This window comes from Streptomyces sp. NPDC037100, assembly GCF_055606225.1.
Map to the genome: position 1 here is coordinate 1 of NZ_JBVJSX010000023.1, position 19,601 is coordinate 19,601.

12 protein-coding genes, 1 tRNA gene and 1 rRNA gene are annotated in these 19,601 nt (G+C 69.6%); 13 read left to right on the forward strand and 1 reads right to left on the reverse strand.

Features of this window, described 5'->3' with window-relative positions; genetic code table 11:
* From rrf to ACZ7EG_RS39195, 3 genes are all read left to right on the forward strand, one after another.
* A 5S ribosomal RNA gene (gene rrf / locus ACZ7EG_RS39185) occupies positions 1-92 on the forward strand; the annotation flags it as partial.
* Positions 93-206: 114 nt separating this feature from the next.
* On the forward strand, positions 207-869 hold the full coding sequence (locus ACZ7EG_RS39190; RefSeq protein WP_471089601.1) for a DegT/DnrJ/EryC1/StrS family aminotransferase: 663 nt from the start codon (positions 207-209) through the stop codon (positions 867-869).
* A 73-nt stretch (positions 870-942) separates the two neighbouring features.
* Positions 943-1,018 (forward strand) — tRNA-Thr (locus tag ACZ7EG_RS39195).
* A gap of 43 nt (positions 1,019-1,061) precedes the next feature.
* Here the strand turns inward: ACZ7EG_RS39195 and ACZ7EG_RS39200 are convergent.
* Positions 1,062-3,815 (reverse strand): SpoIIE family protein phosphatase, encoded by a 2,754-nt coding sequence (locus tag ACZ7EG_RS39200; protein WP_471089540.1) that lies wholly within the window; start codon positions 3,813-3,815, stop codon positions 1,062-1,064.
* A gap of 382 nt (positions 3,816-4,197) precedes the next feature.
* Between ACZ7EG_RS39200 and ACZ7EG_RS39205 the strand changes: the two genes are divergently transcribed.
* From ACZ7EG_RS39205 to ACZ7EG_RS39250, 10 genes are all read left to right on the forward strand, one after another.
* Positions 4,198-9,669, forward strand: coding sequence for a HAMP domain-containing protein (locus ACZ7EG_RS39205; RefSeq protein ID WP_471089543.1), 5,472 nt, complete (start codon positions 4,198-4,200; stop codon positions 9,667-9,669).
* A gap of 307 nt (positions 9,670-9,976) precedes the next feature.
* Positions 9,977-10,657 (forward strand): response regulator, encoded by a 681-nt coding sequence (locus ACZ7EG_RS39210; protein WP_030853408.1) that lies wholly within the window; start codon positions 9,977-9,979, stop codon positions 10,655-10,657.
* 126 nt (positions 10,658-10,783) lie between these two features.
* Entirely contained in the window at positions 10,784-13,540 is a 2,757-nt protein-coding gene (locus tag ACZ7EG_RS39215) for a DNA translocase FtsK (RefSeq protein ID WP_471089546.1), read from the forward strand.
* Between the two features lie 261 nt (positions 13,541-13,801).
* Positions 13,802-14,650 carry a helix-turn-helix domain-containing protein gene (locus ACZ7EG_RS39220; protein ID WP_471089549.1) on the forward strand — a complete coding sequence of 283 codons (849 nt, stop codon included), beginning with the start codon at positions 13,802-13,804 and terminating at the stop codon, positions 14,648-14,650.
* Positions 14,651-14,743: 93 nt separating this feature from the next.
* Positions 14,744-16,243 carry a 30S ribosomal protein S12 methylthiotransferase RimO gene (gene rimO, locus ACZ7EG_RS39225; RefSeq protein WP_471089552.1) on the forward strand — a complete coding sequence of 500 codons (1,500 nt, stop codon included), beginning with the start codon at positions 14,744-14,746 and terminating at the stop codon, positions 16,241-16,243.
* Complete coding sequence (gene pgsA, locus ACZ7EG_RS39230) at positions 16,240-17,124, forward strand: CDP-diacylglycerol--glycerol-3-phosphate 3-phosphatidyltransferase (RefSeq protein WP_471089555.1); 885 nt, start codon at positions 16,240-16,242, stop codon at positions 17,122-17,124. The genes rimO and pgsA overlap by 4 nt, the downstream gene beginning before the upstream one ends.
* Positions 17,121-17,666 carry a CinA family protein gene (locus ACZ7EG_RS39235; RefSeq protein WP_471089558.1) on the forward strand — a complete coding sequence of 182 codons (546 nt, stop codon included), beginning with the start codon at positions 17,121-17,123 and terminating at the stop codon, positions 17,664-17,666. The genes pgsA and ACZ7EG_RS39235 overlap by 4 nt, the downstream gene beginning before the upstream one ends.
* A 109-nt stretch (positions 17,667-17,775) precedes the next feature.
* Complete coding sequence (locus tag ACZ7EG_RS39240; RefSeq protein WP_033314530.1) at positions 17,776-18,156, forward strand: helix-turn-helix domain-containing protein; 381 nt, start codon at positions 17,776-17,778, stop codon at positions 18,154-18,156.
* Between the two features lie 232 nt (positions 18,157-18,388).
* Positions 18,389-18,859: a Dps family protein gene (locus tag ACZ7EG_RS39245; RefSeq protein WP_471089561.1), complete on the forward strand. Its 471-nt coding sequence runs from the start codon at positions 18,389-18,391 to the stop codon at positions 18,857-18,859.
* A gap of 238 nt (positions 18,860-19,097) precedes the next feature.
* Entirely contained in the window at positions 19,098-19,394 is a 297-nt protein-coding gene (locus ACZ7EG_RS39250; RefSeq protein WP_471089564.1) for a hypothetical protein, read from the forward strand.
* Positions 19,395-19,601: the final 207 nt, after the last annotated feature.

Here is a 19,601-nt window from a genome sequence, read left to right on the forward strand (position 1 = left end):
CGCCCGGTTACATTCCGAACCCGGAAGCTAAGCCTTACAGCGCCGATGGTACTGCAGGGGGGACCCTGTGGGAGAGTAGGACGCCGCCGAACAATCATTGAAAGGGTTGGACCCGGAACTTCGGTTTCGGGTCCAACCCTTTTTTGTTGCGCGTCACTTCAAGTTCACGTTGTGCGAGCAGCATCCACAGCATGGGTACTGCTGCAATGCTCAGGGCCGCCGGTGTCGGACTCGGTGACGAGGTCGTGGTGCCGGCCTTCGGGAACGTCGAGGTCGCCGAGGCCGTGGCCAAGGCCGGGGCTCTTCCGGTGTTCGCCGACATAGACCCCGCCACCTACTGCCTCGACACCGCTGCTGTGGAAGCGGCGGTGACTCCGCGGACCGCGGCCGTGGTTGCCGTACACCGCTTCGGGCGACTCGCCGACATCCCGCGGCTGCACGCGCTCGGACAGCGGCACGGACTGCTCGTTCTCGAGCAGGGGGAGTCCGAGGCGCCGTACGACGAGATAGCCCAGCGCAGGGAGCGTGCGGCTTATCTCCACGCGAAGTTGAGGGGCGTCCGGGCGCCGGAGGACGGTGACGGGCACACCTATCAGCAGTACGTCGTGCGGGTGCCCGGCAATGGGCGACCCGATCGGGATGCCTTCGCGCGGGCTGTGCGGGCCAAGGGAGTTGAGTGCCGGGTGCCGGTGAAGACGCCCGTGCACCGGCTGCCCGAATTCCGGCGGTGTGTTTCGCTGCCGGAGACCGAAAGGGCCTCCGACGAGACGCTGGCGCTGCCCGTGGACGCGTCGCTGACCAAGCGCGACATGCAACGCATCGTGTCCGCCTGCAATGCCCTCGGAGGGCTTTTGCAGCCCGCCTTCTGACGTGGTTGGGAGCACGGGTCTGTTGGGGGTATGATCTATTCCGTTGCCGCGGGGGAGACCTCGCAAGCAACAGGCCCCTATAGCTCAGTCGGTAGAGCGTCTCCATGGTAAGGAGAAGGTCAGCGGTTCGATTCCGCTTGGGGGCTCCAGCAAAAAGGCCCCACCCTCACGGGTGGGGCCTTTCGCGTTCTCCTAGTCCTTCTGAAGGCCCGGGACGCGCATGGCCAGGATCGCCATGTCGTCCGACGGGGCGTCCGACGCGAAGCGTTCCACCGCGCGCATGATGCGCGCCGCGACCGCGCCGGCCGTCAGGCCCGTGCAGGTGGTGAGGACGTCGGCGAGGCCGTCGTCGCCGAGCATGCGGGCGCCCTCCCGGCGTTCGGTGACGCCGTCCGTGACGCACAGGAGGACATCGCCCGGGTCGAGGGTGACGGTCTGCTCGTAGAGCTCCAGGTCCTCGATGACACCGAGGAGCGGCTGGGGTTCCGCGGCCGGTTCGACCGAGCCGTCCTGGCGCAGGCGCAGCGGGAGCGGATGTCCGGCGCAGACCACCTTCAATTCCGCGCTGCCGTCCTCCTGGGGACGCATCTCGCCGTAGAGGAGGGTGAGGAAGCGGCTGCGGGCGCCTTCGTCGAGGATCGCGGAATTGAGGCGCTCCAGGACCGTCGGGCCGCTGAGGCCCTCGCGGGCCAGCAGACGCAGGGCGTGACGGGCCAGGCCCGTGACCGCCGCGGCGTTCGGGCCCGTGCCACACACGTCGCCGATGGCGAAGCCGTACGCGCCGTCGCGGATGGGGAAGACGTCGTAGAAGTCGCCGCCGACCTCGTTGCCCTCGCCGGCGGCGCGGTAGATGACCTCGACCTCGACGCCGTCGATCTCGGGGAGCTCCGGGGGGAGGAGGCTGCGCTGGAGAGACTGGCTGATGGCCGTCCGCTCCGAGTAGAGGCGGGCGTTGTCCAGGGCCAGGGCGGCTCGGCGGGAGAGGTCCTCGGCGAGTTCCAGGATCTCCTGGCGGAAATGTTCGTCGGTCGGCTTGCCGAGGGTCAGCATGCCGATGACGCGGTTGCGGGCGACCAGGGGAAGGACGACGGTCTCGCCGCCGACGGCGGAGGCGGTGGCGAGGGTCGGGCCGATGCCGGGTGTGACCTGGCGGGTGGGGCTGCCGCTGAGGCCGAGGCTGCGCATGGAAGTGCGCAGGGCCGCCTGGTGGGCCACCTCGCCGGGGGTCGTCCACACGCGGGCGCCCGGGGTGGGGACCGGGTCGGGCGGCGGGATTTTCGACAGCAGGGACTTGATGCCGTCGATGAGCTCCTCGTCCTCGTGCAGGACGTAGGAGAGGTAGGGCTCGGAGGCCTGGTCGGCGATCGTGTAGACGGCGCACCAGGTGGCGAGGGTCGGGACCGTCATCTGGGCCATGAGGGCCAGGGTCTGGTCGCGGTCCAGGGTGCCGGCCAGCAGGTCGGACGCTTCGACGAGGAAGCTGAGGGAGCCGCGGCGCAGGCGTTCCAGTTCGCCCAGGCGGGCCGATTCGACGGCGAGGGCGATGCGGTCGGCGGCGAACTGGAGACGCAGGGCCTCCTCGTTGGAGTATCTGGCGGGCGCTTCGGCGGCGACGCCCAGGGAGCCGGTGAGGCGGCCCTCGACCTTCAGCGGGACCGTGACGACCGAGCGCATGCCCGTGCCGTTCAGCAGCGGTACGGCGCCGGGGACGGCGGTCAGGTCGTCGTGGACGGCGGGCATGCGGGCCGAGCCGTAGCGGCCGGGGCCCGCTTCGACGGGGACGCGGGCGAAGCGCTGGCGGGCGGAGGGGAGGCCGGTGGATGCGCGGACCTCCAGTTCCGTCTCGTCGTCGGTGGCCAGCAGGAGGAACGCCGAGTCGCCGTCGAGCATGTCGCGGGCGCGTTCGACCGTGCGCTGGAGAAGGCCGTCGAGATCGTCCGGGGCGGGGGAGCCGATGAAGACTTCGAAGGGGTCGGTGCTCTGGCCCTCGGCACCCGTCGAGGTGTCGGAGGCGGGGACGCGCAGGGGCGTCTGCAGAACTGCCCGTTCGTGGTCACGTACCAGGAGGCACACGGTTGACGGTTCGCCGCCGGTGTCGCGGACGCGCAGGTGGGAGGCGTAGACGGGGATGACGCGGCCGGTGGTGGCGCGGATGCCGTAGCTGCCTTCCCAGCGCGAGAGGCGGAGGGCCTCGGCGATGCCGGTGCTGGTGCCGGGGGTGTGGGGCCAGGCGGCGAGGTCGGTCAGGGGCTTGCCGGTGACCTGCTCGGCCGGGTAGCCGAAGAGTTCCTCGGCGTCCTCGTTCCAGGCGGTGATGTGGCCGGTGCGGTCGATCTGGATGACGGCGACGCGGACCCGCCCGTCGGCGAGGGGGAGGAGGTCGGAGGGGAGGGCGGGTCCGGCCGCGCGGGTGCCCACCGCGCGCGCGGGCAGATCCAGTTGGAACCAGACGGTCTTGTGGGTGGGGATGTACTCGACGCCCCAGCGGCCGGCGAGGGCCGCGCACAGCTGGAGGCCGCGGCCGCCTTCGCGGTCGGGGCTGCCCATGTTGATGGCCGTGGCCTGCAGGGGGATCTCGCGTTCGGGGTACCGGTCGGCCACCTCGATGCGTACGCCGTCGTCGCTGCGCAGGCAGAGCACGTCGGCGGAGGTGCCGGCGTGGACCACGGCGTTGGTCACCAGTTCGCTGGTGAGAACGACGGCGTCGTCGACGATGTCGGCGAAGCCCCAGCCCTGGAGGGTGTCGCGGACGAAGGAGCGGGCGCTCGCGACCGATCGCCCGACGGGCTCGAAACTGGCGGCCGCGCGCGCGGTGATCACAGAACTCCTCGACCGGTTCTCGACGTGCTGGGCTGCGGGTCCGACCGGCTCGCGCCGCTGCTGCGGCAGGCTGCCCGTCGGCCGGGGGTCCGGGGGCTGTCCCCCGGGGATCAGTCCGGTGGTCATGTTGTGTGCGGCCGCCCCTCCGATGCCCGCTCGTCTTCGTGCCACCGCCCAGGCCGGACGGACCGGCGCGGCTGGACAGCCGGATGCAAGGTTACTTACCTTCGCGGTCCATGCGGATGCCGGTCTGCAGTGTTTCCGTCCGGAGGGTGTGCGGACGATGTGCGAAGCTGCCGAACTGTTATGGCCTGGTTCGGCCAGGGTGAAACACTGGGCAAGCTTCCTGTGAAGGTCCGGGCAGGCTGTGTGCCCGATGGTGACCGTGGGCAGCAGCCCCCGTGGAAACGGCCTGGTATGCAGGGCAGAGAATACGCAGTAGTAACTGGTACGGCGAGCGTGGTACCCGAGCACAGCAGTGACGGTCGACCCCTGCGGGAGGGACACAGTGGAGTCTGGCGCAGCGACGCGTGGAAAGAAGACGCGCGCGAAAGGCGGACAGTCCCCGATCAACCAGGGCAAGGTGCGTAGCGGCACGACCGAGGTGGACACGGCGGCCCTGAACCGGCTGATGGCTGCCCTGGTGTCGATGCGGGACGGGAACTTCCGCAAGCGGCTCACGGTGTCGGGCGACGGCGTGATGGCCGAGATCGCGGCGGTCTTCAACGAGGTGGCCGACCGTAATCTGCACCTGACGGGTGAGCTGTCGCGGGTGCGGCGGATGGTGGGCCGCGAGGGCAAGCTCACCGAGCGGCTGGAGACGGGTGCCTGTGAGGGCTCCTGGGCGACGGCGATCGACAACTCGAATGCCCTGGTGGACGACTTGGTACGGCCGGTTTCCGAGGTCGGCCGGGTGCTGTCGGCGGTGGCGGAGGGTGACCTGTCGCCACGGATGGAGTTGCGGACCCAGGTGCCGGACGGGAACAGCCAGCCCCTGCGGGGCGAGTTCCTGAAGGTCGGACGGACCGTCAACAACCTGGTCGACCAACTGTCGACCTTCACCGACGAGGTCACGCGTGTGGCCAGTGAGGTGGGCACCGAGGGCAAGCTGGGCGGGCAGGCCCGGGTGCGGGGCATGTCGGGTTCGTGGCGGGACCTGACGGACTCCGTCAACACGATGGCGTACCGGCTGACGGCCCAGGTGAGGGACATCGCGCTGGTGACGACGGCGGTCGCCAAGGGTGACCTGTCGCGGAAGGTCACGGTCCAGGTGGCCGGCGAGATGCTGGAGCTGAAGAACACCGTCAACACGATGGTGGACCAGCTCTCCGCGTTCTCCTCCGAGGTGACCCGGGTGGCCCGAGAGGTGGGCACCGAGGGCGCGCTGGGCGGCCAGGCGCAGGTGCCGGGCGTCGCCGGTGTGTGGAAAGAACTCACCGATTCGGTGAACACCATGGCCGGGAACCTCACAGCCCAGGTCCGTGGGATCGCGGAGGTGACGACGGCGGTCGCCAACGGTGATCTGTCACGCAAGGTGACGGTGCCGGCGCGCGGTGAGGTCGCGCAGCTCGCCGACACGATCAACCAGATGACCGAGACGCTGCGGATCTTCGCGGACGAGGTCACCCGCGTGGCCAACGAGGTCGGCGCCGAGGGGCAGCTCGGCGGTCAGGCGAACGTGCCGGGCGCGGCGGGGACGTGGAAGGACCTCACCGATTCGGTGAACACGGTCTTCCGGAATCTGACCACTCAGGTGCGGGACATCGCCGCGGTGACGACGGCGGTGGCCAACGGCGACCTGTCGCAGAAGGTCACGGTCGACGTGGCCGGCGAGATGCTGGAGCTGAAGAACACCGTCAACACGATGGTGGATCAGCTGTCCGCCTTCGGTGCCGAAGTGACGCGTGTGGCGCGGGAGATCGGTGTCGAGGGTGAGCTGGGCGGCCAGGCGCAGGTGCCGGGCGCGGCGGGCACGTGGAAGGATCTGACGGACTCCGTCAACACGGCGTTCCGGAACCTCACCGGTCAGGTGAGGAACATCGCCCAGGTGACGACGGCGGTGGCCAACGGCGACCTCTCGCAGAAGGTGACCGTCGACGTCTCCGGCGAGATGCTCAAGCTGAAGAACACCGTGAACACGATGGTGGATCAGCTGTCGAGCTTCGCCGATCAGGTGACGCGGATGGCCCGGGACGTGGGCACGGAGGGCCGCCTGGGCGGGCAGGCCCGGGTGGACGGTGTCTCGGGCACCTGGAAGGAGCTCACCGACTCCGTCAACTCGATGGCCGGGAACCTCACTTCCCAGGTGCGCAACATCGCGCAGGTGACGACGGCCGTGGCCCGGGGTGACCTGTCGCAGAAGATCGACGTCGACGCGCGCGGCGAGATCCTGGAGCTGAAGAACACCATCAACACGATGGTCGACCAGCTCTCGGCCTTCGCCGACCAGGTGACCCGGGTCGCGCGCGAGGTGGGTACGGACGGCCGGCTGGGCGGTCAGGCGCAGGTGCCAGGTGTGGCCGGTGTGTGGCGGGACCTGACGGACTCCGTGAACGGCATGGCGTCCAACCTGACCGGCCAGGTGCGCAACATCGCCCAGGTGGCCACGGCCGTGGCCCGGGGTGACCTGTCCCAGAAGATCACCGTGGACGCGCGCGGGGAGATCCTGGAGCTCAAGAACACCCTGAACACGATGGTGGACCAGCTGTCGTCGTTCGCCGAAGAGGTCACGAGGGTCGCCCGTGAGGTGGGTACGGAAGGCATCCTGGGTGGTCAGGCCGAGGTGCAGGGTGTCTCCGGCACCTGGAAGGACCTCACCCAGTCGGTGAACGGCATGGCCAACAACCTGACCATCCAGGTGCGCAACATCGCCGAGGTCACGACCGCGGTGGCCCGGGGCGATCTGTCGAAGAAGATCACCGTCGACGCCAAGGGCGAGATCCTCGAGCTGGTCACGACCGTCAACACGATGGTGGACCAGCTGTCCTCCTTCGCTGAGCAGGTGACCCGGGTGGCCCGTGAGGTGGGCACCGAGGGCATTCTGGGCGGCCAGGCGCACGTGCCGGGTGTCACGGGCATCTGGAAGGACCTGAGCGACAACGTCAACCTGATGGCGAAGAACCTCACCACTCAGGTGCGGAACATCTCCCAGGTCTCGGCGGCGGTCGCCAACGGTGACCTGACGCGGCAGGTCACCATCGAGGCCCGCGGTGAGGTCGCGCAGCTCGCCGACACCATCAACACGATGGTGAAGACGCTGAGTTCGTTCGCCGAGCAGGTCACCAAGGTGGCCCGTGAGGTGGGCACGGACGGCATCCTCGGCGGCCAGGCGCACGTACCCGGTGTGGCCGGGACGTGGAAGGACCTCACCGAGTCGGTGAACCAGATGGCGTCCAACCTGACCGGTCAGGTGCGCAACATCGCCATGGTGACCACGGCCATCGCCAAGGGTGACCTGACGAAGAAGATCGACATCGACGCGCGCGGCGAGATCCTGGAGCTGAAGACGACCATCAACACGATGGTCGACCAGCTGTCGTCCTTCGCGGAGGAGGTCACCCGGGTGGCCCGCGAGGTGGGCACGGAGGGCCAGCTCGGCGGCCAGGCACGCGTGCGGGACGTGGACGGCACCTGGCGGGACCTGACCGAGTCGGTGAACGAGATGGCCGGGAACCTGACCCGGCAGGTGCGTGCCATCGCGCGCGTGGCGACCGCGGTGACCCGCGGCGATCTGAACCTGAAGATCGACGTGGACGCGTCCGGGGAGATCCAGGAACTCCAGGACTACATCAACAAGATGATCGCCAACCTGCGCGACACCACCATCGCCAACAAGGAGCAGGACTGGCTCAAGGGCAACCTGGCCCGGATCTCCGCGCTGATGCAGGGCCGCCGCGACCTGGAGGACGTGGCCTCGCTGATCATGAGCGAGCTGACCCCGGTCGTCTCCGCGCAGCACGGGGCGTTCTTCGTGGCGATGCCCCTCGTCGACGGCGAGGACATGAGCGCCACGGACGAGGACCAGTACGAGCTGCGCATGCTCGGCAGTTACGGCTACTCGATGGGCTCCATGCCGACGTCGTTCCAGCCCGGTGAGGCGCTGGTCGGGACGGCTGCCGAGGAGAAGCGCACGATCCTCGTGGAGAACGCGCCGAGCGGCTATCTGAAGATCTCCTCGGGGCTCGGCGAGGCGCCGCCCGCGCAGGTGATCGTGCTGCCGGTGCTGTTCGAGGGCAGCGTGCTCGGGGTCATCGAGCTGGCGTCCTTCACGCCGTTCACGCAGATCCAGAAGGACTTCCTGAACCAGATCGCCGAGATGATCGCGACCAGCGTCAACACCATCTCCGTCAACACCAAGACCGAGCTGCTGCTGGCGCAGTCGCAGGAGCTGACCGAGCAACTGCGCGAGCGTTCGGCTGAGTTGGAGCAGCGGCAAAAGGCCCTCCAGGCGTCCAACGCCGAACTGGAGGAGAAGGCCGAGCTGCTGGCCCAGCAGAACCGCGACATCGAGGTGAAGAACACCGAGATCGAGGAGGCGCGGCAGGTCCTGGAGGAGCGTGCCGAGCAGCTCGCGGTGTCGATGCGCTACAAGAGCGAGTTCCTGGCGAACATGTCGCACGAGCTGCGCACGCCGCTCAACTCGCTGCTGATCCTGGCCAAGCTGCTCGCCGACAACGCCGAGGGGAACCTCTCCCCGAAGCAGGTCGAGTTCGCCGAGACGATCCACGGGGCCGGTTCGGACCTGCTCCAGCTCATCAACGACATCCTCGACCTGTCGAAGGTCGAGGCGGGCAAGATGGACGTCTCCCCGACGCGGATCGCGCTCGTCCAGCTCGTGGACTACGTCGAGGCCACCTTCCGGCCGCTGACCGCGGAGAAGGGCCTGGATCTGTCGGTGCGGGTCTCGCCGGAGCTGCCCGCGACGCTGCACACCGACGAGCAGCGGCTGCTGCAGGTGCTGCGCAACCTGCTGTCGAACGCGGTGAAGTTCACCGACTCCGGGTCGGTGGAGCTGGTCATCAGGCCGGCGCGGGACGACGTGCCGCAGCGGATCCGGGAGCAGCTGCTGGAGACCGGGTCGCTGACCGATCCGGAGGCCGAGTTGATCGCGTTCTCCGTGACGGACACGGGGATCGGCATCGCCTCCAGCAAGATGCGGGTGATCTTCGAGGCGTTCAAGCAGGCCGACGGCACGACCAGCCGGAAGTACGGCGGTACGGGCCTCGGGCTGTCCATCTCGCGGGAGATCGCGCAGCTGCTCGGCGGTGAGATTTACGCGCAGAGCGAGACGGGCCGCGGCTCGACGTTCACGCTGTATCTGCCGCTGCACCCCAGTGAACTGCCGCCCCAGGGCTATCAGCAGCAGCTGCCCTCTCTGGAGGCCGGTGACCTCGTGGCGTCGACGACCGACCTGTCCGAGCTGTCGGACGTCGAGGTCGAGACGCCGGCCGAGGTGAAGTCGTACCGCGAGACGCAGAACGGGCCGGCCGCCCTGTTCCGGCGGCGCCGCAGGATGCCCGAGCTGCCGCCGCGCCCCGCGCAGCTGGAACAGTGGGCCCCGGCCGAGCAGGAGCCGGCGCCGAGGCCGAACCGCGGCATTCGGTTCGGCGGCCAGAAGGTCCTGATCGTCGACGACGACATCCGCAACGTCTTCGCCCTGACCAGCGTCCTGGAGCAGCACGGTCTGTCCGTGCTGTACGCCGAGAACGGCAGGGAGGGCATCGAGGTCCTGGAGCAGCACGACGATGTGGCGGTCGTGTTGATGGACATCATGATGCCCGAGATGGACGGGTACGCCACGACCAGTGCGATCCGCAGGATGCCGCAGTTCGCCGGTCTGCCGATCATCGCGCTGACCGCCAAGGCGATGAAGGGTGACCGGGAGAAGGCGATCGAGTCGGGCGCCTCCGACTACGTGACGAAGCCGGTCGACCCCGATCACCTGCTTGCGGTGATGGATCAGTGGATGCGAGGGGAATGAGGGGAACGTTGGGTAGTTGCGCGACCATGTCGGGAAGGTTCGGTGTTCACGCGGAGTTGCCGACTCGGTGTGCGCATAGTCGTGTAGAAGTACAAGATCTGGGGAACCTTCTGGTCTCCTGCTGCGTTTCTGCTACGTGCACAGTGACATCACGGTGACAGGGTGTGGCGACGGGCGGGGTGCGGCTACGATGACCGGCACAAGGACGGGCGGCGCAAGGGAGTCGTCCCCTGGGGCGGCACCCACCGGTGCTGCCGCAGGTCCTGCGGACAGGGGAGGCCCCAAGCCGGGGCGAGGAGGGCGGGCCATGGTGCAGAAGGCCAAGATCCTCCTGGTCGATGACCGGCCGGAGAATCTGCTGGCGCTGGAGGCGATCCTCTCTGCGCTCGATCAGACGCTGGTGCGGGCATCGTCCGGGGAGGAAGCGCTCAAAGCGCTGCTCACGGACGACTTCGCGGTCATCCTGCTGGATGTCCAGATGCCGGGCATGGACGGCTTCGAGACGGCCGCGCACATCAAGCGCCGTGAGCGGACCCGGGACATCCCGATCATCTTCCTCACGGCGATCAACCACGGCCCGCATCACACCTTCCGGGGCTACGCGGCGGGCGCGGTGGACTACATCTCCAAGCCGTTCGACCCGTGGGTGCTGCGCGCGAAGGTCTCCGTCTTCGTCGAGCTGTACATGAAGAACTGCCAGCTGCGGGAGCAGGCGTCGCTGCTGCGGCTCCAGTTGGAGGGCAACGGCAAGGACGCGGGCGGCGAGGCCAAGGAGTCGGCCGGGCTGCTCGCGGAGCTCTCCGCACGGCTCGCGGCCGTCGAGGAACAGGCCGAAGCGCTGACCAAGCAGCTCAACGACGAGTCGACGGACGCCGCAGCGGTGGCCACGGCGGCTCATCTGGAGCGCAAGCTCACGGGGTTGCGGCGGGCGCTGGACGCGCTGGAGCCGGGCACCGGGAGCACCTCCTCGGTGTCTTCGCAGAACTGACGTGGACGCAGGCGGGATTGCCCGCCGTGACCGTGCGTCAGTTTCGCGCCTCTCCCGAAGCGACACGAACGGGTGAAGCCGTGGACACGCGTGTCCCTTGTCGTCTCCCCCGGTAACCTCACACCCATGGCCTCACGTCCCTCCGCAGCCAAGAAGCCGCCGCCCGCGAAGAAGGCGGCCGCGAAGGCTCCGGCGAAGAAGGCCGCCGCCAAGAAGGCTCCCGCGAAGAAGGCGCCCGCCAGGAAGGCCGCGGCCAAGAAGGTCGCGCCCAGACCGGCCCCCAGTCCCACCAATGGCATCTACCGGCTCGTGCGCGCCGTCTGGCTCGGCGTGGCGCACGCCGTCGGCGCGGTGTTCCGGGGCATAGGGCAGGGCGCCAAGAACCTCGACCCGGCCCACCGCAAGGACGGTGTCGCCCTGCTGCTGCTCGGCATCGCGCTGATCGTCGCCGCGGGCACCTGGGCCGATCTCAAGGGTCCCGTGGGCGACCTCGTCGAGATCCTGGTGACCGGAGCCTTCGGCCGCCTCGACCTTCTCGTGCCGATACTGCTCGCCGTCATCGCCGTGCGGTTCATCCGCCACCCGGAGAAGCCCGAGGCGAACGGACGCATCGTCATCGGCCTGTCCGCGCTCGTGATCGGCGTGCTCGGCCAGGTCCACGTCGCGTGCGGCTCACCCGCGCGCGGCGACGGCATGCAGGCCATAAGGGACGCCGGAGGCCTCATCGGCTGGGCCGTGGCGACCCCGCTCTCGTACGCCATGGGTGACGTGCTCGCCGTGCCGCTGCTGGTGCTGCTGACGGTCTTCGGGCTGCTGGTCGTCACGGCCACCCCGGTCAACGCCATCCCGCAGCGGCTGCGGCTGCTCGGGGTGCGTCTCGGGATCGTCCGCGACCCGGCCGAGGACGAGTTCGGTTTCGCCGAGGACGACGAGCGCTACGAGGAGCAGTGGCGCGAGGCGCTGCCCGCGCGCCCGCGGGGCAGGCGCTCGCCGGCGCCCGAGGCGTACGACCCCGACAGCGCTGAGCAGGAGGCGCTCACGCGGCGCCGAGGCCGTCCGCGCCGCTCCGCGGTACCGCAGCCCGACATGGACCGGCCCAGGGACGCCGTGGACGTCGCCGCGGCGGCCGCCGCGGCCCTCGACGGAGCCGTGCTGCACGGCATGCCGCCCTCGCCGGTCGTCGCCGACCTCACCCAGGGTGTACGGGTGGGGGACCAGGAGGCGACCACGCCGACGCCCGTTCCGGCCGCCCGGCCGCAGCGGGACAAGCTCAAGAAGGACAACCCGCCCGAGCAGGGCGAGCCCGAGCCGCAGAAGCCCAGGGCGGGCGTCCGCGACCTCACCAAGGCCCCGCCCTCCGAACCCCGCGACCTGCCCGCGCGCGCGGAGCAGCTCCAGCTCTCCGGCGACATCACGTACTCCCTGCCGTCGCTGGACCTGCTGGAGCGCGGCGGCCCCGGCAAGGCCCGCAGCGCCGCCAACGACCTCATCGTGGAGTCGCTGACGACGGTCTTCACCGAGTTCAAGGTGGACGCCAGTGTCACCGGCTTCACCCGCGGCCCGACGGTCACGCGCTACGAGGTCGAGCTCGGCCCGGCCGTGAAGGTCGAGCGGATCACCGCGCTGACCAAGAACATCGCCTACGCCGTCGCCAGCCCTGACGTGCGGATCATCAGCCCCATCCCCGGCAAGTCCGCGGTCGGCATCGAGATCCCCAACACCGACCGCGAGATGGTCAACCTCGGTGACGTACTCCGTCTGGCGGAGTCCGCCGAGGACGACGACCCGATGCTGGTCGCCTTCGGCAAGGACGTCGAGGGCGGCTACGTCATGCACTCGCTGGCGAAGATGCCGCACATGCTGGTCGCCGGCGCCACCGGCTCCGGCAAGTCGTCCTGCATCAACTGCCTGATCACCTCGATCATGATGCGGGCGACCCCCGAGGACGTGCGGATGATCCTCGTCGACCCCAAGCGGGTCGAACTGACGGCGTACGAGGGCATCCCGCACCTGATCACACCGATCATCACCAACCCCAAGCGGGCCGCCGAGGCGCTCCAGTGGGTCGTACGCGAGATGGACCTGCGTTACGACGATCTGGCCGCCTACGGCTACCGGCACATCGACGACTTCAACAAGGCTGTGCGCGAGGGCAAGGCCAAGCCGCCCGAGGGGAGCGAACGCGAGCTCCAGCCGTACCCGTACCTGCTGGTCATCGTCGACGAGCTCGCCGACCTGATGATGGTCGCGCCGCGCGACGTCGAGGACGCGATCGTGCGCATCACGCAGCTCGCGCGCGCGGCCGGCATCCACCTGGTGCTCGCCACGCAGCGGCCTTCGGTGGATGTCGTCACCGGCCTGATCAAGGCGAACGTGCCGTCGCGGCTGGCGTTCGCCACGTCCTCGCTGGCCGACTCGCGGGTCATCCTCGACCAGCCGGGCGCCGAGAAGCTCATCGGCAAGGGCGACGGGCTGTTCCTGCCCATGGGGGCCAACAAGCCCACCCGCATGCAGGGCGCGTTCGTCACCGAGGAGGAGATCGCGGGCGTCGTCCGGCACTGCAAGGACCAGATGACGCCCGTCTTCCGGGACGACGTCGTCGTGGGCACCAAGCAGAAGAAGGAGATCGACGAGGACATCGGCGACGACCTCGACCTGTTGTGCCAGGCGGCCGAACTGGTCGTCTCCACGCAGTTCGGGTCGACGTCCATGCTCCAGCGCAAGCTGCGCGTCGGCTTCGCCAAGGCCGGCCGGCTGATGGATTTGATGGAGTCCCGGAACATCGTCGGACCGAGTGAGGGTTCGAAGGCCCGTGACGTTCTTGTGAAGCCTGATGAGCTGGATGGCGTGCTCGCCCTGATCCGGGGGGAGTCTGAAGGGTAGGCAGACGGGACACGCTGATCGCCGCGCGCGGCGTTACGGCAATCGGGTCCGGATCGTGACTCACCCGTAAGCGATCATCGAGCAACCGTTTCCCTTCGGCGTACGTCAAGTTGAGCGAAGAGACGAACAGCGACCCCACCATCGGAATGTCGGGCCATTCCGATGGCGTACAAAGTGACACCGCCCGGTTGCCCCACCCTTTTGGTACCCCCCTAGACTGAACTTCCAGCACAGGCGGCTACACGCTCGAAAGGCGCCCCCGTGTCCATCGGCAACTCCCCTGAAGACGAGCGTCCGTTCGAAAACGAGCAGGTCGAAGCAGACCGCGAGGAAGCCCGCCCCTCCATCGGCCATGTCCTGCGGCAGGCTCGTATCGCCGCCGGGCTGACCGTCGACGACGTCAGTAGCGCCACCCGGGTCCGCATGAACATCGTGCACGCGATCGAGGCGGACGACTTCTCCCCCTGCGGTGGGGACGTCTATGCCCGTGGGCACGTCAGGACCCTGGCCAAGGCCGTCCACCTCGACCCCGAGCCGCTGCTCGCCCAGTACGGCGACGAGCACGGCGGGCGGCCGGCGCCGACCCCGGCAGCTCCCCTCTTCGAGGCGGAACGCATCCGTCCGGAGCGGCGGGGCCCCAACTGGACGGCCGCCATGGTCGCCGCGATCGTCGCCGTGATCGGTTTCGTCGGCTTCACGATGTTCCAGGGCGGCGACGACGGCAGCAACGAGGCGAACGTGGCCGAGGGCTCCACGCCCAGCGACTCGGCCTCTCCGACCACCAAGACCAAGAAGCCCGCCGACCCCGCACCCGAGCCGTCGGACAGTGCCATCGCCGCCGCGCCGCAGGACAAGGTGACCGTCCGCGTGGCCGCCGCCGACGGCCGAAGCTGGATCGCCGCGAAGGACCACAACGGCCGGATGATCTTCGACGGCGTTCTCAAGCAGGGCGACACCAAGACCTTCCAGGACAGCTCCAAGGTCCACCTCGTCCTCGGGGACGCCGGCGCGATCGACCTCTTCGTCAACGGCAAGAAGATCGAGGAGGACTTCCAGCCGGGGTCCGTCGAACGCCTGACGTACACGAAGGGCGATCCCGAAGCCGGGTGATCAGACCGAAAGGTCCAGTTGATACGGGGTTGGCCGGGAAACGGCCAACCCCGTCGACGTGGGGGGTCAGCGGGACGAAGTAGTCTTGAGTCCATGCCTGAACGCCGTACCGTCGCACTCGTCACCCTTGGCTGCGCCCGTAACGAGGTGGACTCGGAGGAGCTCGCAGGCCGTTTGGAGGCGGACGGCTGGCAGCTCGTGGAGGACGCCGAGCACGCGGACGTCGCCGTCGTGAACACCTGCGGCTTCGTCGAAGCCGCCAAGAAGGACTCCGTCGACGCCCTCCTGGAGGCAAACGACCTCAAGGGGCACGGCAGAACCCAGGCCGTCGTGGCGGTGGGCTGCATGGCCGAGCGGTACGGCAAGGAGCTCGCCGAGGCCCTTCCCGAGGCCGACGGTGTACTGGGGTTCGACGACTACTCGGACATCTCGGACCGCCTGCAGACCATCCTCAACGGCGGCATCCACGCCTCCCACACCCCGCGCGACCGGCGCAAGCTGCTGCCGATCAGCCCGGCGGAGCGCCAGGAGTCGGCCACCTCGGTCGCTCTGCCCGGGCACGGCCCGGCCGAGCCCGCCGTGGCGCCGGCGGACCTTCCGGAGGGGCTCGCTCCCGCCTCGGGCCCGCGCGCGCCCCTGCGGCGCCGCCTGGACGGCTCCCCCGTCGCCTCCGTGAAGCTCGCCTCCGGTTGCGACCGCCGCTGCTCCTTCTGCGCCATCCCCTCCTTCCGTGGCTCCTTCATCTCCCGCCGCCCGAGCGACGTGCTCAACGAGACGCGCTGGCTGGCCGAGCAGGGCGTGAAGGAGATCATGCTGGTCTCCGAGAACAACACCTCCTACGGCAAGGACCTCGGTGACATCCGCCTGCTGGAGTCGCTGCTGCCCGAGCTCGCCGAGGTGGACGGCATCGAGCGCGTCCGCGTCAGCTACCTCCAGCCGGCCGAGATGCGGCCCGGACTCATCGACGTGCTGACCTCGACGCCGAAGGTCGCGCCCTACTTCGACCTGTCCTTCCAGCACTCCGCGCCCGGCGTGCTGCGCGCGATGCGCCGCTTCGGCGACACCGACCGCTTCCTGGAGCTCCTCGACACCATCCGGAGCAAGGCGCCGGAGGCCGGTGTCCGCTCGAACTTCATCGTCGGCTTCCCCGGCGAGAGCGAGGCCGACCTCGCCGAACTGGAGCGGTTCCTGAACGGCGCGCGGCTGGACGCCATCGGCGTCTTCGGCTACTCCGACGAGGAGGGCACGGAGGCCGCGACCTACGACGACAAGCTCGACGAGGACGTCGTCGCCGAGCGGCTGGCCCATATCTCGCGCCTGGCGGAGGAGCTCGTCTCGCAGCGGGCCGAGGACCGGGTCGGCCAGACCGTGCGGGTTCTCGTCGAGTCCGTCGACGAGGACGGCGTGTACGGCCGTGCCGAGCACCAGGCGCCCGAGACGGACGGCCAGGTGCTCCTCACGAGCGGCGCGGGTCTGCGTATCGGCCGTATGGTCGAGGCGAAGGTGGTCGGTACGGAGGGTGTCGACCTGGTGGCCGAGCCGCTGCAGGGCTCGCTCACGTCGCCTGCGTGGAGTGAGGAGGCGGGCAGATGACCGGTGTCCCGGCATCCGCGGCGGGAGGCGCCTCCGGCGCGAGGAGGGCCGCGGCCGGCGCGGCCGCCACGACTTCGGCCGTCTCGGGGAAGGCTCCCGGGGCGGCGGCGCGGTCCGCCGAGGGCGCGGCGTCCGGTACGGGGCATGCCGCGGCGCCTGAGGCGGGGCACGGTGGGGCTGCCGGTGCGGTGCCCGGTGTCGGTGAGGCCGCCCTGGGTGCGGACGCCGACGACGACGCCCAGGGTGAGGGAAAGACCCCGCGGGGCGGGAAGATCGCTGCCGCGGCCGTCAACCAGGCGAGCGTCTGGAACATCGCCAACCTCCTGACCATGCTCCGGCTGGTCCTCGTACCGGGCTTCGTCGCGCTGATGCTCGCCGACGACGGCTACGACCCGGCGTGGCGGTCCCTCGCCTGGGCCGCCTTCGCGATCGCCATGATCACCGACCTGTTCGACGGTCATCTGGCGCGCACGTACAACCTGGTCACGGACTTCGGGAAGATCGCCGACCCCATCGCCGACAAGGCGATCATGGGTGCGGCGCTGATCTGTCTCTCCGCGCTCGGTGACCTGCCGTGGTGGGTGACCGGCGTCATCCTCGGCAGGGAACTCGGGATCACCCTGCTGCGTTTTCTGGTCATCCGGTACGGCGTCATTCCCGCCAGCCGCGGAGGCAAGCTGAAGACCCTCACCCAGGGCGTAGCCGTGGGCATGTACATCCTGGCGCTGACGGGGTGGCTGGCGACCCTGAGGTGGTGGGTGATGGCCGCGGCGGTCGTGCTGACCGTGATGACCGGACTCGACTATGTGAAACAGGCCATTGTCTTGCGCAGGCAGGGAATCGCCGAGCGCAAGGCCGCGTTGGAGGAGAAGGAAGCGTGAGTTCCACGGCCACCGACGTGGTGCGACTACTCACGGTGAAGGGCGAGACGCTCGCCGTTGCGGAGTCGCTGACCGGTGGCCTCGTTGCGGCGGAGATCACGTCCGTCCCCGGAGCGTCCAAGGTCTTCCGGGGCTCCGTGACCGCTTACGCCACCGAGCTGAAGCACGACCTGCTCGATGTGGACGCCGCCCTGCTGGCGACGCGGGGAGCGGTGGATCCGCAGGTCGCAGCGCAGATGGCGGCCGGCGTGCGCAAGGCGCTCGGCACCGACTGGGGCATCGCGACCACCGGTGTCGCGGGCCCCGAGCCGCAGGACGGACAACCCGTCGGCACGGTCTTCGTCGCCGTGGACGGACCCGTTGCGGCGGATCCGGGTTCTGCCGGCGGCGGAAAAGTGGAGGCTCTGCGGTTGAACGGCGGCCGCGCGGAAATTCGTAGAGAGAGTGTACGGAGCGTACTCGCACTGCTCCTGAAGGGGCTTGCGGGCGAACAGACTGGGAATGAGCGGGCACAGGATACGGAACGGAACGGGGGGTTTTGATGTTTGCAGCCCTGAGTGAACACGACATCGCTCCCCGCACGGCCGCGGCGCAAGGCGGTACGGTGGGGCGTAATGGATGCGGCTACGCGGTCCGAGGAGGGAGCCACCGATGATTCTGCTCCGTCGCCTGCTGGGTGACGTGCTGCGTCGGCAGCGCCAGCGCCAGGGCCGTACTCTGCGCGAAGTCTCCTCGTCCGCCCGAGTCTCACTCGGCTATCTCTCCGAGGTGGAGCGGGGGCAGAAGGAGGCTTCCTCCGAGCTGCTCTCCGCGATCTGCGACGCGCTGGACGTACGGATGTCCGAGCTCATGCGAGAAGTGAGCGACGAGCTCGCCCTCGCCGAGCTGGCCCAGTCTGCTGCGGCCACCCCCAGCGAGCCTGTACCCACGCCGGTTCGCTCGATGCTGGGTTCCGTCTCGGTGACCGGTGTGCCACCGGAACGGGTGACCATCAAGGCGCCCGCCGAAGCGGTGGACGTCGTCGCCGCGTGAGGCTTCACGCATACGCGGCATAAGGCGAGCGGCGCCGACCAGGCGCCGAGAAGTGGTGAGGCCCCGGCCGGGCCTCTCCGGGAGATCCGGAGAGGTGTCGCCCGGGGTTTTCGCTTGCGTGGGCCCGGCTGAGCCGTCACGCGGGTGCCGTGTCTGTTTTGCGTGCGTTTGCCGGTATGGCGTGCGGCGGTCATCGTTGAGGGGATGGCGGGGGCAGTCCTCGGAGGTGCGGATGTACGTCGTGAAGAGCCCGTTGTCGGACGCGAACCTGAAGACCGTGTCCGAGGCGCTGCAAGGTGCCCTCGTCGATCTGGTGGATCTCGCCCTCGTGGCGAAGCAGATCCACTGGAACGTGGTGGGGCCGCGCTTCCGTTCCGTGCACCTCCAGCTCGACGAGGTGGTCGACACCGCGCGGAAGTACTCCGACACCGTGGCCGAACGGTCCGCGGCTCTCGGTATCTCTCCCGACGGGCGTGCCGCGACGGTGGCCGTCGGCAGCGGGATCGGTGTGACACCCGAGGGTTGGGTCGACGACATGACCGCCGTGGGAACGCTGGTCGAAGCACTGGGAGCGGTGATCGCTCGGATGCGGGAGCGGGTCGAGGCGACCGGCGAGCCGGATCCGGTGAGCCAGGACATCTTCATCGGGATCACGGCGGACCTGGAGAAGCATCACTGGATGTTCCAGGCCGAGAACGGGTGACGGAAGCGCGAACGGGCGACGGACCCGGCGGGGCATGTGAGCCGCGTGGGCCTCGTGGGGCCGCTGGGACTGGTGCCGCCGCTCGGTTCGGAGGGCTGTGCGGCGCGGTTGGTGTGCGCGTGCGCGGCCTGAGTGGGCTGCGCGGCCCGACTGGGGTGAGCGGTGCACCCGTGTGCCCGTGGTGCGCCCTGCCGACGGGTCCGGGCAACGCCATAGCGTCGGGCCGGAGGTGGCGGCCGTGGCGGGAATAGCGGGCTGGGGGAGCCGGCGCTGGGGGGTTCGCGGGGCCGCGCTGGGGCTGGGAGTGCTGTGGTGGTGGGCCCTGCTCCGGCTGGTGGCCGTGCCCGAGGCAGGGGTGCTGGAGGCGGCGGTCGCGGCCGGGGGGTGGGGACTGAGCGTGCTGCCCGTGCACTGCGTGCCCAAGGGGCAGGCGCGGGGGGTTGTGGGGGCGGGGCGGCTGCGGAGGATCTGGAGGGCCGGGGGCCGGGGGCCGGGGGCGGGGGTGCGGCGGGGGGCTGAGTCGGGGGAGGCGTAGGGAGGGTTGATCGGCGGCGGCGTCTCGCCAGGGCATGGCCAGGTGCCGTTCGGGCGGCGGGGACGCGGGGGTGCGGCGGGAGCGGAGCCGGGGGAGGTGTGGTGATCGGCCGGGGCGTCTCGCCACGGCGTGGCCAGGTGCCGTTCGGGCGGCGGGGACGCGGGGGTGCGGCGGGAGCGGAGCCGGGGGAGGTGTGGTGATCGGCCG

Excerpts from the sequence above, each read along its gene's own strand:
- ACZ7EG_RS39190 (WP_471089601.1), top strand. The coding sequence starts at position 207 with ATGCTCAGGGCCGCCGGTGTCGGACTCGGTGACGAGGTCGTGGTGCCG.
- ACZ7EG_RS39200 (WP_471089540.1), bottom strand. The coding sequence starts at position 3,815 with ATGACCACCGGACTGATCCCCGGGGGACAGCCCCCGGACCCCCGGCCG.
- ACZ7EG_RS39210 (WP_030853408.1), top strand. The coding sequence starts at position 9,977 with ATGGTGCAGAAGGCCAAGATCCTCCTGGTCGATGACCGGCCGGAGAAT.
- ACZ7EG_RS39215 (WP_471089546.1), top strand. The coding sequence starts at position 10,784 with ATGGCCTCACGTCCCTCCGCAGCCAAGAAGCCGCCGCCCGCGAAGAAG.
- rimO (WP_471089552.1), top strand. The coding sequence starts at position 14,744 with ATGCCTGAACGCCGTACCGTCGCACTCGTCACCCTTGGCTGCGCCCGT.
- pgsA (WP_471089555.1), top strand. The coding sequence starts at position 16,240 with ATGACCGGTGTCCCGGCATCCGCGGCGGGAGGCGCCTCCGGCGCGAGG.
- ACZ7EG_RS39240 (WP_033314530.1), top strand. The coding sequence starts at position 17,776 with ATGATTCTGCTCCGTCGCCTGCTGGGTGACGTGCTGCGTCGGCAGCGC.
- ACZ7EG_RS39245 (WP_471089561.1), top strand. The coding sequence starts at position 18,389 with ATGTACGTCGTGAAGAGCCCGTTGTCGGACGCGAACCTGAAGACCGTG.